Source organism: Microbulbifer epialgicus, from assembly GCF_041447265.1.
Lineage (GTDB): Bacteria > Pseudomonadota > Gammaproteobacteria > Pseudomonadales > Cellvibrionaceae > Microbulbifer > Microbulbifer epialgicus.
In genome coordinates, this window is record NZ_JBGMEK010000003.1 from 1 (window position 1) to 13,007 (window position 13,007).

Annotated in this window: 12 protein-coding genes; 9 read left to right on the forward strand and 3 right to left on the reverse strand. The window is 53.2% G+C overall.

All coding sequences use genetic code 11. From position 1 onward, the window contains the following. Window positions 1-375 (forward strand): transposase (locus tag ACCI49_RS02240; protein ID WP_371837343.1); only part of this gene is annotated, 375 nt, incomplete at its 5' end. Between the two features lie 131 nt (window positions 376-506). Next, complete coding sequence (locus ACCI49_RS02245; protein ID WP_371837344.1) at window positions 507-806, forward strand: hypothetical protein; 300 nt, start codon at window positions 507-509, stop codon at window positions 804-806. Window positions 807-1,106: 300 nt separating this feature from the next. Here ACCI49_RS02245 and typA read toward each other — a convergent pair whose 3' ends face one another. Both typA and ACCI49_RS02255 read right to left on the reverse strand, forming a co-directional pair. Then, window positions 1,107-2,915, reverse strand: a complete 1,809-nt coding sequence (gene typA, locus ACCI49_RS02250; RefSeq protein ID WP_371837345.1) for a translational GTPase TypA — start codon at window positions 2,913-2,915, stop codon at window positions 1,107-1,109. A gap of 16 nt (window positions 2,916-2,931) precedes the next feature. Further along, complete coding sequence (locus tag ACCI49_RS02255; protein ID WP_371837346.1) at window positions 2,932-3,177, reverse strand: hypothetical protein; 246 nt, start codon at window positions 3,175-3,177, stop codon at window positions 2,932-2,934. Window positions 3,178-3,368: 191 nt separating this feature from the next. Here ACCI49_RS02255 and ACCI49_RS02260 point away from each other — a divergent pair, with 191 nt between their 5' ends. Beyond that, entirely contained in the window at window positions 3,369-5,489 is a 2,121-nt protein-coding gene (locus tag ACCI49_RS02260; protein WP_371837347.1) for a TonB-dependent receptor plug domain-containing protein, read from the forward strand. Window positions 5,490-5,491: 2 nt separating this feature from the next. Then, complete coding sequence (locus tag ACCI49_RS02265) at window positions 5,492-5,986, forward strand: TlpA family protein disulfide reductase (RefSeq protein WP_371837348.1); 495 nt, start codon at window positions 5,492-5,494, stop codon at window positions 5,984-5,986. Between the two features lie 23 nt (window positions 5,987-6,009). On the opposite strand, the gene thiI is transcribed toward ACCI49_RS02265, so the two are convergent. Then, on the reverse strand, window positions 6,010-7,482 hold the full coding sequence (gene thiI, locus ACCI49_RS02270) for a tRNA uracil 4-sulfurtransferase ThiI (protein WP_371837349.1): 1,473 nt from the start codon (window positions 7,480-7,482) through the stop codon (window positions 6,010-6,012). A gap of 318 nt (window positions 7,483-7,800) precedes the next feature. On the opposite strand from thiI, the gene glnA reads away from it, so the two are divergent. The 5 genes from glnA to ntrC all read left to right on the forward strand — a co-directional run bounded on the left by glnA (window position 7,801) and on the right by ntrC (window position 12,887). After that, window positions 7,801-9,207: a glutamate--ammonia ligase gene (gene glnA, locus ACCI49_RS02275; protein WP_371837350.1), complete on the forward strand. Its 1,407-nt coding sequence runs from the start codon at window positions 7,801-7,803 to the stop codon at window positions 9,205-9,207. A gap of 203 nt (window positions 9,208-9,410) precedes the next feature. After that, window positions 9,411-10,028 (forward strand): DUF4124 domain-containing protein, encoded by a 618-nt coding sequence (locus ACCI49_RS02280; protein ID WP_371837351.1) that lies wholly within the window; start codon window positions 9,411-9,413, stop codon window positions 10,026-10,028. A gap of 233 nt (window positions 10,029-10,261) precedes the next feature. Beyond that, window positions 10,262-10,405, forward strand: coding sequence for a hypothetical protein (locus tag ACCI49_RS02285; RefSeq protein ID WP_371837352.1), 144 nt, complete (start codon window positions 10,262-10,264; stop codon window positions 10,403-10,405). Beyond that, window positions 10,395-11,477 (forward strand): nitrogen regulation protein NR(II), encoded by a 1,083-nt coding sequence (gene glnL / locus ACCI49_RS02290; RefSeq protein WP_371837353.1) that lies wholly within the window; start codon window positions 10,395-10,397, stop codon window positions 11,475-11,477. Before ACCI49_RS02285 ends, glnL begins: the two co-directional genes overlap by 11 nt. 3 nt (window positions 11,478-11,480) lie before the next feature. Next, window positions 11,481-12,887: a nitrogen regulation protein NR(I) gene (ntrC, locus tag ACCI49_RS02295; protein ID WP_371837354.1), complete on the forward strand. Its 1,407-nt coding sequence runs from the start codon at window positions 11,481-11,483 to the stop codon at window positions 12,885-12,887. The last annotated feature ends 120 nt before the right edge of the window (window positions 12,888-13,007 follow it).

The following is a 13,007-nucleotide window of genomic DNA, read 5'->3' on the forward strand; positions in this document are numbered from 1 at the left end:
CGTTTTCAAATTTACGAAGGAAGTATGAATGCCGATAGGCTGATTGACTTTCTTAAGCGATTGATCAAAACAGCGGGGCGTAAAGTTTACCTCATTCTGGACAATCTTAGGGTACATCATGCACGATTTGTTAAAGCTTGGCTGGCAGAGCACGAGGATGAGATAGAAATTTATTATTTACCATCATATTCACCTGAACTGAATCCAGATGAGTATTTGAATTGCGACCTTAAAGGGGGCGTTCACAGTGGCATGCCAGCCCGATCCAAGGAGAAGCTAAAAAGGAAAGTGCTTTCTCACATGAGAATGTTACAAAAGAAGCCCGCGCGTGTAGCAGCCTACTTCCGACACGAATCAATTAGGTACGCAGCATAACTGAACTATTTGTCCGCCGGGTTAATATTAAGAGTGCTCAAGATCTGAACAAGGGAGGAGAAACTCTCAGTTTTTTACTTGCCGATGCCAGGACCTATACATCAGAGCGCAGATATTCCTTTGCAATATCCATGTATAACACGATTGGCAATATCCACCCTGCAAGCAAAGTGATTCAGGTGATGCAGAGGGCATGTCAGTGTAAAGGGATAATGATTATTAGCGTATTTTCAGAAAAGTCTATCCAAGAAAGAGTAGATTTCTACCAGAAAATTGGTTTTAGAATAAAGCGGGTGTCAGAAAAATCAATCCTTACTGATAAGGGGGTGGAGTCCTCTCATTACAGCAGGGCAAAAATTGCCAGCTTGATTCCCGGGGCTGAAGTTTTACCCTGTAGCGAGTTTGGATGGGTTGCAATCAAGTCGGCTTGAATGAGTGCTTTTATTGTAGATCTGATTTAATTCGTGATTTTATGAATATAAAACTTCTACTTGCTGGCTTCGGCGTCTAATAATTATTAAACATTTTTTGCAGGAATAGGTAGTCGACAGAAAATATATTGATTTGAGATTATACTCTGTGAGTAACTCTAAAGATTATGCTTTTCCCAGTGTCATCTGCCTGAAACTCCCATAAATCGGTGTTGACGGGTGCCCAAAAAGTAAATTATCAAGGTGCCCTTAAATAAAAAGGACCCTTCTGGGTCCTTTTTAGAATTAAAAAAATATAAATTATTTTTTCGCGCGCTTACGCATATTTTCCTGCAGAATTTTCTTGCGCAGGCGGATATGGTTGGGAGTCACCTCTACCAGTTCATCTTCTTCGATAAACTCCAGTGCCTGTTCCAGAGTATGGCGGATAGGCGGAGTCAGGGTCAGGGCTTCGTCGGTACCGGCGGCACGGATATTGGTGAGCTGCTTGCCCTTGGTGGGGTTTACCACCAGGTCGTTGCCGCGAGAGTGGATACCGATAACCTGGCCTTCGTAGATATCTTCGCCGTGGCCGAGGAACAGGCGCCCGCGATCCTGTAAGGCGAACAGCGCATAGGCCAGGGTTTTACCGTTCACCATAGATACCAGCACACCGTTAATACGCTTGGCTACTTCACCCTGTTTTACCGGGCCGTAGTGGTCGAAGATGCTGGTCATAATCCCGGAGCCGCTGGTCAGGGTCAGGAATTGGTTGCGGAAACCAATCATGCCGCGAGAGGGCACAATAAAGGTCAGCCGCACGCGACCCTTGCCATCCGGCTCCATGTTGGTCAGTTCAGCCTTGCGCAGACCCAGCTCTTCCATAATCGGGCCCTGATGCTGTTCTTCAACATCGATCACTACTTCTTCGTAGGGCTCGTGGATCTCCCCGTCGACTTCTCTCTGTACCACTTCCGGGCGGGATACACCCAGCTCGAAGCCTTCGCGGCGCATGGTTTCGATCAGTACCGATAGGTGCAATTCACCACGACCGGATACACGGAACTTGTCGGGAGAGTCACCTTGCTCGACGCGCAGGGCGACGTTGTGGATTAGCTCCTGATCCAGGCGCTCTTTGATATTGCGCGAGGTGACGAACTTGCCGTCCTGGCCGGCAAACGGGGAGTCGTTTACCTGGAAGGTCATGCTCACGGTGGGCTCGTCCACACTCAGGGCGGGCAGGGCTTCCGGGGTGTCCGGGTCGCACAGGGTATCGGAGATATTCAGCTCACCCACACCGGTGATACACACTATGTCGCCGGCGCTGGCTTGCTCAACCTCAGTGCGCTCCAGGCCCAGGTAACCCATCACCTGCAGTACTTTGGCTTTGCGGGAGTTACCATCGCGGTCTAACACTACCACTTGCTGGTTGGGGGCCAGGGTACCGCGGGTGATGCGGCCAACGCCAATTACGCCCACATAGCTGGAGTAATCCAGGGCGGAAATCTGCATCTGAAAAGCGCCTTTGGGGTCTACCTTGGGCGGCTCAACCTTGTCCACAATCATCTGGAACAGCGGGGTCATATCATCGGCCATATCGGTGTCGTCGAGACCGGCGATGCCATTCAGGGCTGAGGCATAGATTACTGGAAAGTCCAGTTGCTCGTCGGTGGCGCCGAGACTGTCGAACAGGTCAAACACCTGGTCCATTACCCAGTCTGGTCGTGCACCTGGGCGGTCGATTTTGTTGATAACCACTATGGGGTTGAGACCCTGCTCAAATGCCTTCTGGGTCACAAAGCGGGTCTGTGGCATGGGGCCGTCTACCGCGTCCACTAGCAAAAGTACGCTGTCCACCATGGACAATACGCGCTCCACCTCACCACCGAAGTCGGCGTGTCCAGGGGTGTCGACAATATTGATGCGGTAGTCATTCCAGCGAATGGCGGTGTTCTTAGCCAGGATGGTGATGCCGCGCTCACGCTCCTGATCGTTGGAGTCCATGACCCGCTCGGCGCCTTCGTCGCGGCGGTCGAGAGTGCCGGACTGGGAAAGTAGCTTGTCCACCAGGGTGGTTTTGCCGTGGTCAACATGGGCGATAATCGCAATATTGCGCAGATTGTTTATCACTGGGGGCCTCTGGGCGTTAAATCTTGGTAATTCGGGGCGGGGCGCCTGTGGGGTTTCTACAGCGGCATACCGGCCAAAGGCGGCGATTATAGGGGCGCTGCATGACAATTGGGAGTGATTTTGAGTAAAAAATCACCGCCTGGTACAAGTAGGGTGGATCTGGAGAACCCAGTAGTTTAGCGGCGAAGCTGTTGTTCAAGCAATAGAGGATAATGGTTTGCACTTCAAGGCTCTCGCTGCCCACCTTGTCGAAATGCTGCATTACCCTTCTGCCCGTGGCGCGATTGACGAAGGTTAAGCCGAATCGATTCCCCTCGGCCCCCCGCCTTCTAAAAACATAAAGTTAGGATGAGCTGAAGGATCATACCCACTTTGTGCAATTGTTTAGGTTAATAGCAATGATTACCATTTTCACTTCTTAAGATTATTGAAAATAGGATTTCGGAGCTTGTCATGCCTTCTTTTCGTCATGCCCTGCTGTCATCAGCTATTTTTGTCGCGGCCCTGCCAACCGCTTTCGCGGCCGAGTCTCTGGCCGAGGGCCCCTCGAATAGAGTGATTGAAGAAACGGTGGTTGTGGGTGTGCGCCAGCGTCTGTACGAAGCCGGCACCTTGCTGGATGCCATCCAGAAAACAGAGGTGGTCGATGAAGCACTGATAAAGTCCATGCAGGCGGTTAATTTAACTGAGGCTATTCAGAACTCTCCCGGTGTGCGGGTCTCGAATGAGTGTTCGATGTGCGGCGTAAAGCGGATTATGCTGAACGGGATGCGCGGTGAGCATTCAACGATCCTCACTGACGGAATTCCCCTACATACCATGATGGCCGGCTACTATGCGGTAGATGCCCTCGCCACCACCGGCGTGGAGCGAATCGAAGTGGCGCGCGGCGCTGGTGCTTCACTGCTTGCTCCTGAAGCCATAGGTGGCACTATCAATGTGATTTCAAAGGAGCCGCAGGAAACCGGCTTTAATGTTAACTCTTCCTGGGAGGACAACGACAGCTACTTCACCGGCATGATGGGCAGCCATGTCAGCGACGATGATCGCACCCGCGCCAGCTTCGTTTACCAGGATGACAGGCATCATCAAGCGGACAACGATGACAATGGCGTAAGCGAAGCCCCTTTGCAGGAAAACACCAGTTACGTCGGCCGTATTTCCCACGACTTCACTGAGCGGGATAATCTGGTGCTGCGCCTGGCTTACACTGACTCCACTATTTTCGGCGGCCCCCAAGGTTATTCCATCGGTTCTGTACTAAGTGGATTCGATGGCGTGGAATCTGAACAGCTGTTCGAAGATGATGATGTGCGCAATAGATATATAGGTAAGCCCTGGGAGACCACCGAGTGGATCGATACAGAACGCACCGAAGCCTCTGCCAACTGGCTGCGTGAATTTACTGAAAACTACAATGCCCAGCTCACACTGGCCTGGTGTGAGCACGAGCAGGATTCTTTCTACGAGGGTTTTGACTACGCCGCTACCGACAGCCTTTTTTACTTCGATTTACGCAACAACCTGATTTTGAATGAAGCTCACACGCTGACCTTTGGTGCGGATTTGCGCGATGAAGAAATGCGCTCCGATTCCGTCGCGGGTGCCGAGAGCACTGACTACGTGGAGGACAGCTTCGACTACCGCACAGGCGGCCTCTACCTGCAAGACACTTGGCATGCATCGCCGAAACTGGAGATATCTGCCGCCATACGCCTGGATACAGTGCGCGCTGACTTTGTGGCTGAGCAGAAACCGGGCACTGAAATTGAAGAGCGCCTGCTTGTTCCACGGATCGACATGCGTTACTTGCACAATGACCAATGGACATCGCGCATGGCCTTCGGTCGTGGCTATCGTGCACCACTCTCCTTCTTTGAGACCGACCACGGCATTCTTGATGCCGGTGATGGATTTGCCATCGATATCGACAGGCTGGAAAAATCTCTCTCCGCCACTTATGCCTTGAGTTATGAAGGCGAGCGCCTGAGCAGCACTTTGTCACTGGCGCACACGGAAGTTGAGCACTTGGCTGCACTGGGCGAAACCGAGAGCGGTGTTCCGCTGCTGACGCAAATGGAGGAGACGGCTACCGTCACCGCTGGGGATATCAGTCTCGGCTATACATTGACCGAGGCCCTGAAACTCGGGGTTACCCTGGAAACCTACGCCTATGATCAGGTATTCAAGGAATCCTACGCTATAGCCCCCGTCGAGCAGCGGGCATTACTGAGTTTGGACTATGGCAGCGGCCCCTGGATGGTGTACGCCAGTGCCAGTTGGATTGGGCAGCGGGACTTGGATGACTATGGCTATGAGGGTTACAACCAGCCCGGTGAAGAGCAGAAGAGCCTCAGCGCTGAAGGCTATTGGACCCTGGATATGAAAGTGTCCTTCGATATGAGTGAAAACCTGACTGTTTACGTCGGTGGCAATAACCTTACCGATTACACCCAGGTAAATGATGCCGAAACGCCTCTGTTTTGGGATGCCGGTGATGCTTATGATGTAGCTTATATCTACGGCCCGCTGCGCGGCCGTGAGTTCTATCTGGGCTTCGATTGGAGTATATAATCTTGCGTCGCCTTCCCCCGTTAATATTGATACTCACCTTATTCGCAGTGGCTTCTCCCAGTATCGCGCAGGGGTCTTCACTCCTGGACCTGGAGCTGAGAAGTCTCACTCGTCCTGAGCGAACCAGTCTCATGTTATACCGGGGGCAGCCGGCACTTATGGTGTTTTTTGAACCTGAATGCTCTTGGTGTTTTCGCCAAGTCAGGGCGATCAATCAACTGCTGGCCCAGTGCCCCGGTCAGTTTCAGCCGCTGGCGGTGGGCACTAACGGCTCCCGCTGGGCTCTGCAGGCGGAATACCACAGGTTGCGCCCGGATTTCCCCGCCTTCCAGGTGAACAGTGAGCTGCTCGATAAAGTGGGTTCCATTCCGGCCACACCTTTTACCCTGCTTATCGACCGCAGCGGCGCACCCGCAGGCTGGCTACGGGGCTTTACGCCAAAGGAAAGGTTGCAATTGGTTATGGCTGAGCGTTTGCAGGTTACCTGTGGCGGATAGACCTGGCTTTGCCTGGCACGGTTTCAGTCTTGCCGATCACCTTTTTGTGGCCGGTAAACCCCAACATTGCGGAAGCCCTCGTCCAGCAGGTGGGAGGCGTGTAAACGGCTCATGACGCCGCGCGCGCAATAGAGCAGGTACTCGCGCTCCTGATCCAGTTGAGCGAAGCTGTTGTTGAGTCGGTAAAAAGGGATGGTTTCCACTTCGCAGTTTTCCAGCTCCAGTGGATCTATTTCTTCTTCATCCGGGTGGCGGATATCGATTACCACGGCGTTGCCGGGTCTCTCGCGGATCTCCACTTCCGGCGCCTCTCCATCTACCTCTTCGATTACTTCGTCAATGTTTTGTATCACGCGATTGCCAATGGCGCGGTCGAGCACGGTGAAGTCGAAGCGGTTTTCCTCGGACTCCACTTTCTCGATTTTCGCCCGGGTAGTGGGTTTCACTGAGATCACACCGCAGTATTCAGGCATGTTCGCAGCAAATTCCTCGGTGCCTATCTCCCGGGAGGTGCGAATAATGTCGGTTTTATCGCTGGTGATCAGCGGGCGCAGTACCAGGGTATCGGTGACACTGTCAATGACAGCGAGGTTTTTCAGGGTCTGGCTGGAAACCTGGGCGATGGCCTCGCCGGTTACTACCGCATCCACTTCCAATTCCTTGGAGATCACACTGGCGGCGCGCAGCATCATGCGTTTCAAGATTACACCCATATGGGAGTCGTCGACGCGCTCCAGGATTTCCGCCACTACCTCGTCAAACGGCACGGTGACAAAGCGCACTCGATGGGAGGCACCATATTTATTCCACAGATAGTAAGCCACTTCCTTAACGCCTAGCTCGTGCTGGCGTCCGCCCAGGTTAAAGAATAAGAAATGGGTGCGAATACCGCGTTTCATGGTCAGGTAGCTGGCTACAGTGGAGTCAAATCCACCGGAAACCAGCGATAGTACTGGATCCTGGGTGCCCAGGGGGAAGCCGCCCAAGCCGGGATGCTGCTCCTCAATCACGTTGAGTTTGTCGTGGCGGATTTCCAGTTTCACCGTGATGTCGGGGTTTTTCAGTTTCACTCCGGCCGCTTCGGTGTTCTTGTTGAGACCGCCGCCCACATATTGCTCCACGTCGAGAGACTGGAAGTCGTGTTTACCAGTGCGCTTAACCCGCACGCAAAATGTTTTGTCCTTCAGCGCTTCTCCCCATACCGACAGGGTTTTTTCGTACATATCGTGCAGATCGCCCAAGGGAAATTGGCGCACGCGGGAGAAGTTGGCAATGCCAGGAGTGTGCGAAAGTACCTCTTCGATACGCGGACCCAGGTGGGAGACTGCATCCGGGGCGATCACATCGATCTTTTCCCAGTCTTTGCGCACTTGGATACGGTCGTCCAATTGGCGCAACAGGCGCAATAAGTTGTCCTTGAGCTGGCGCGACATACGCTTGCGTACCGGGTTGCTCTTGATGGTGATCTCAGGGAAAAATTTGACGACAAAGTGCATGGGAGTCCGTGGGGTACCGCATGTTGATAGAAGGTGCGGCATTATAAACTAGCCGGAGGCAAGTTGGTTGCGCACTCTGTTTGGGCGAGAGACATATGATGTGTACCAAAATGGTGCATTTTTCTGTGGCTGCTCGGCCACATTACATCTATCCTGCCTCAGTCAGCCCTGTTCTGTGGTTAGCGTCGGCACTAACCGCCACTGGGGTGTGGCTGCCCTAAATTGGCACACTCTTTGCTTTATTTCACGCCAGATAAAGAGTGAATGCCGGCAGCAAGGCATAGCGATCAAAAACTTTTCAAGACCAGGAGGACTGCAATGTCAGCGAAAACGCTCGGTTTGATTAATGAGAGTGAGGCCAAGTGGGTGGACTTGCGTTTCACAGATACCAAGGGTAAAGAGCAACACGTTTCTATCCCGGTATCGGAAATTGATGGCGAGTTTTTCGAAGAGGGCAAGATGTTTGACGGGTCCTCCATCGCCGGTTGGAAGGGCATCAATGAATCCGACATGATCCTGATGCCGGACGACGAGACTGCATTCCTCGATCCGTTCACGGACGAGAGCACCGTTATTATTCGCTGTAACATCGTGGATCCAATCACCGGTCAGGGTTACGAGCGCGATCCGCGTTCCATCGCTATGCGTGCCGAGGAATACCTTAAGTCCACTGGCCTCGGTGACACTGCGCTATTTGGTCCTGAGCCCGAATTCTTTGTCTTCGATGACATCACTTGGGGTGCCGAAATGGGCGGCGCCTTCTACAAGATTAACTCCGAGGAAGCGGCCTGGTCTTCCGGCCACAACTTCAGCGAGGGAAATATTGGCCACCGCCCCGGTGTGAAGGGAGGTTACTTCCCGGTGCCCCCGGTTGATTCCCTGCATGATGTGCGCGCTGCCATGTGTTCCGCTATGGAGCAGATGGGCCTGCGTGTAGAAGTGCACCACCATGAAGTGGGTACAGCTGGCCAGTGTGAGATTGGCGTCGCCGCCAACACTCTGACCAGGAAGGCCGATGAGGTGCAGATCCTCAAATACGCTGTGCACAATGTTGCACATGCCTATGGCAAGACTGCGACCTTTATGCCCAAGCCGTTGGTTGGAGACAACGGTTCCGGTATGCATGTACACCAATCCTTCACCAAGGATGGCATAAACCAGTTTGCTGGCGATGCTTATGCCGGGCTGTCTGAGGCCGCCCTGTATTACATAGGCGGTATTGTGAAGCATGCGCGCGCCCTGAATGCTATCTGTAATGCATCCACCAACTCTTACAAGCGTTTGGTACCTGGTTTTGAAGCACCGGTCATCCTTGCTTACTCTGCACGTAACCGCTCTGCTTCGATTCGCATTCCTTATGTGACTTCGCCAAAGGGCAAGCGTATCGAGACCCGCTTCCCGGATCCGACGGCCAACCCTTACTTGGCATTCGCCGCACTGCTGATGGCCGGCCTCGATGGCATTAAGAACAAAATCCACCCTGGCGACGCCGCGGACAAAGACCTGTACGATCTGCCGCCTGAAGAGCTGGCCGAGTACCCAACAGTCGCTGAGAGCCTGGAGGGTGCACTGGAGGCACTGGATAAGGATCGCGCCTTCCTGACCGAAGGCGGCGTATTTACCGATGACGCAATCGACGCCTACATTGAGTTGAAGCGCGAAGAAGTAGAGCGCCTGAACATGACCACTCACCCGGTCGAGTTCGATATGTACTACTCCGTTTAATGGCAAACGGCATCAGTGTGATGCCGTCGATCCTTTCGCAAAAAGCCCGCACAGTCCTGGTGCGGGCTTTTTTATTGGGAGTACACTGTGAATGAGATGGTCGTTTTTGCCGCCCCTAACTGGATCGGCTTTCGCGCCCTGGTCTGCTGGAGCCCTATAAGGACATCGAGAAGGAGCGTCCGCCCGTTGCGGTCGATAACGTTATGACACCTCCAAAACTGCTGAAAGCACTGTTGTTGAGCGCACCTTTGGTGCTATTTGCCGGGCTGGCGGCAGCTGGGTCTAATGGAATCGAAGGGTCTGGCGCCATCTATAAAATTGTCAGCCCGGATGGCAAGGTGACCTTCAGTGATACGCCGCCGCCTAACGGGCGAACGGAGGAGGTCGAACTGGGCCCGATCAATGTGCAGCCCATTGTCGTGCCTCGGCCGCTGCCCACCCGCAAACTTTCCCCGAAGAACGAAGATACAGGTGCTAGTGAGAAAGAAAGTTACTCCGGATCGGTATCTATCCGGATTGTGAGTCCCCAGGATGGTGCGACTATCCCGCCGGGACAGCGTTTTATTGCGCTACAAGTGAATGTACAGCCACAGTACCCGGAAGGGGCCAGCTTTTATGCGATAGTGGATGGCCAGCCCTGGCGCGGCAGTTCCGACAGCACCGGGTTGGATATCTCAGCACTGGAACGTGGTAGCCACAGCCTACAGGCGATACTCACTGATGCCAGCGGGAAGGTTTTGGCAAAATCCCAGGTCATTACTGTTTTTGTGCACCGTCCCAGCGTCGCTATGTTGGATAACTCGAACCCACTCGCACCATAAGTGTCTAGCGTTTCACTTTAATACACCCTAGTCCGATCCACAGCTTAATCCTATCGGGTTTGATCTGCTGTCAATTGTGCCGATAGCCGCTCATTCTGAAAGTGGCTACATTTTGACCTGTGCACCGATATGGTGCACTCTTCAGCCTGGATATTCCGCCATAGTTCCTCGTGCTTGAGGAGCTTGGCGATGTAAACAATTCTCCCTTAATCAACCGCTGCAAAGACCCTGTTATGGCGAATTCAGTGTTCTCCTACCGGGCTGTGCGCCATTTTGGTTTGCTTTTTGCAGTGACTCAATGCAAGGGATTGTTGCGCCGGGAGGGCATTGCCGCCATGGCCATCGGACAGAATTGGAAATTACTGAATGCTCAATGACCGCCAGTTGCGCCAACTGTTAGACAGTCTAACTTCCGCCGTATTGGTGCTAGATGACAAGTTGTCGCTTAGTTACTTGAACAACGCCGCTGAGGACTTGCTTGCCGCCTCCCGTTCACGGGTCAGCGGCCTGCCGCTGGAAGATGTGGTGCGCGAGTCCGTACCCGCCCAGCAGGCCTTGCGTGAAGCCTTAATCAACGGTCAGAAATATACGGTGCGCCGTGCCCACTGGCGCCTGCACAACCTGGAGACCCGTACAGTGGACTACTCCGTGAGCCCTGTGCCGGAACTTGGTGTGTTGTTGGTGGAAGTACAGCCGATGGATCGTCTGCTGCGTATTGCCCGCGAGGATGCCCTGCTCAGTACTCAGGAAACCACGCGCAATCTGGTGCGCGGTATGGCCCACGAGGTCAAAAATCCCTTGGGAGGGATTCGCGGTGCTGCACAGTTACTGCAACGGGAGCTGCCGGATGCCTCCCTGGAGGAATACACCCAGATCATCATTGAAGAGGTCGACCGCCTGCGCAACTTGGTGGATCGTTTATTGGGCCCCCGTCAGCCGGCGCAATTGGCCACAACCAATGTACACGAAATGCTGGAACGGGTGGCTCAACTTGTGGATGTCGAGTGTGAGGGCAAGTTGAGAATCCGTCGGGATTACGATCCCTCGATACCGGATGTGTCGGCGGATAGCGAACAGTTAATACAGGCCCTGCTAAATATTGCCCGCAATGCGATGCAGGCCATTGATGAGAGTATTGGTCTCGACAACGGTGAAATTATTTTACGTACCCGCGTACAGCGCCGATTCACTATAGGGCGGTGCCATTGCGCACTGGTATGTCGGGTTGAAATTGAGGATAACGGCCCGGGCATACCGGAGGATATCCGTGAGCGAATTTTTTTCCCGATGATTTCCGGGCGTGCTGAGGGCTCTGGGCTGGGGCTCTCTATTTCCCAGCACATCATCAATCAACACCGGGGTCTGATTAAATGCGACAGCCGGCCGGGCCGCTGTGTATTCCAAATTTACTTGCCGCTTTCTAATGAATCAGCAAATACAGGAACCTAGAGAATGAGTAATCGCGTTTGGATTATTGACGACGACAGGTCGATCCGCTGGGTACTGGAGCGGGCGCTTTCAAGGGAGGGTATTGAAACCCAGTGCTATGAGAGTGGCGATCGCGCCCTGGATGATTTTTACAGCGATTCACCGGATGTAGTGATCAGCGATATTCGCATGCCGGGCTCTGATGGATTCAAATTGCTGCAGCGCTTTCAGTCAGAGCGCCCAAGCCTGCCGATCATTATTATGACTGCCCACTCGGACCTGGATAGCGCCGTCGCCGCCTATCAGGGCGGCGCTTTCGAATACCTGCCCAAGCCTTTCGATATCGACGAGGCGGTTGCTGTCACTCGCCGGGCTCTGGTACACGCCAGTGAGCAGGCCCAGGAAGAGTATGTAGAGCCTGACAATGGCACCGAGAATAAAGAAATTATTGGCGAGGCACCAGCCATGCAGGAGGTGTTCCGTGCGATTGGCCGACTGTCACACTCCAATATTACTGTTCTGATTAACGGTGAATCTGGCACCGGTAAAGAGTTGGTGGCGCAGGCATTACACAATCACAGTCCGCGCCGGGACAATCCCTTTATCGCCCTCAATATGGCTGCCATTCCCAAAGACCTAATGGAATCGGAACTCTTCGGGCATGAGAAGGGTGCCTTTACCGGCGCCAGCTCTCAGCGCACCGGACGTTTTGAGCAGTCCAATGGCGGCACACTTTTTCTGGATGAAATAGGAGATATGCCTGCGGAAACCCAGACTCGCTTATTGCGTGTCTTGGCGGATGGGGAGTTCTATCGGGTTGGTGGTCATACACCGGTAAAAGTGGATGTGCGTATTATCGCTGCCACCCACCAAAACCTGGAGGAATTAGTGCTTCAGCACAAGTTTCGTGAGGACCTGTTCCACCGTCTGAATGTAATTCGAATTCATATTCCCAGGCTCGCTGATCGCCGCGAGGATATCCCCAGATTGGTGCGCCACTTTTTCAATGCCGCGGCCAAAGACTTGGGGGTGGAACCAAAAATTCTGACCAGGGAAAGCGAGGAGTATCTGTCGAGGCTCGATTGGCCTGGCAATGTGCGCCAGCTGGAAAATACCTGCCGTTGGATTACTGTAATGGCCTCTGGTCGCGAAGTGCATATTGAAGACCTGCCTCAAGAACTGCACCAGCAAGGGCAAGAGGCTGAATCTCCGCTGGACTGGCAAAAATCCCTGCGTCTCTGGGCGGACCAAGCCCTCTCTTCCGGGCGGCGCGAAATACTCAATGAGGCTGTCCCCGCTTTTGAGCGCACTTTAATAGAAATTGCTTTAAAGCACACGGCTGGGCGCAAACGCGATGCGGCGGATTTATTGGGTTGGGGGCGTAATACGCTGACAAGGAAGCTGAAGGATCTGGAGATAAGTCGAGAATAAATTACTTAAAGCTGGGGTTCTATAAATAAAGAGCCCTAGCTTTATCTTTGTATTAACTGCTTAGATTGAAATGAATTTTTAATCAGCTCTTTTTCTCTTCACTGTACGCACTCCTCAGAT

Excerpts from the sequence above, each read along its gene's own strand:
- ACCI49_RS02285 (WP_371837352.1), top strand. The coding sequence starts at position 10,262 with ATGGCGAATTCAGTGTTCTCCTACCGGGCTGTGCGCCATTTTGGTTTG.
- thiI (WP_371837349.1), bottom strand. The coding sequence starts at position 7,482 with ATGCACTTTGTCGTCAAATTTTTCCCTGAGATCACCATCAAGAGCAAC.
- ACCI49_RS02260 (WP_371837347.1), top strand. The coding sequence starts at position 3,369 with ATGCCTTCTTTTCGTCATGCCCTGCTGTCATCAGCTATTTTTGTCGCG.
- ACCI49_RS02255 (WP_371837346.1), bottom strand. The coding sequence starts at position 3,177 with ATGCAGCATTTCGACAAGGTGGGCAGCGAGAGCCTTGAAGTGCAAACC.
- ntrC (WP_371837354.1), top strand. The coding sequence starts at position 11,481 with ATGAGTAATCGCGTTTGGATTATTGACGACGACAGGTCGATCCGCTGG.
- ACCI49_RS02245 (WP_371837344.1), top strand. The coding sequence starts at position 507 with ATGTATAACACGATTGGCAATATCCACCCTGCAAGCAAAGTGATTCAG.
- ACCI49_RS02280 (WP_371837351.1), top strand. The coding sequence starts at position 9,411 with ATGACACCTCCAAAACTGCTGAAAGCACTGTTGTTGAGCGCACCTTTG.
- glnA (WP_371837350.1), top strand. The coding sequence starts at position 7,801 with ATGTCAGCGAAAACGCTCGGTTTGATTAATGAGAGTGAGGCCAAGTGG.
- glnL (WP_371837353.1), top strand. The coding sequence starts at position 10,395 with ATGCTCAATGACCGCCAGTTGCGCCAACTGTTAGACAGTCTAACTTCC.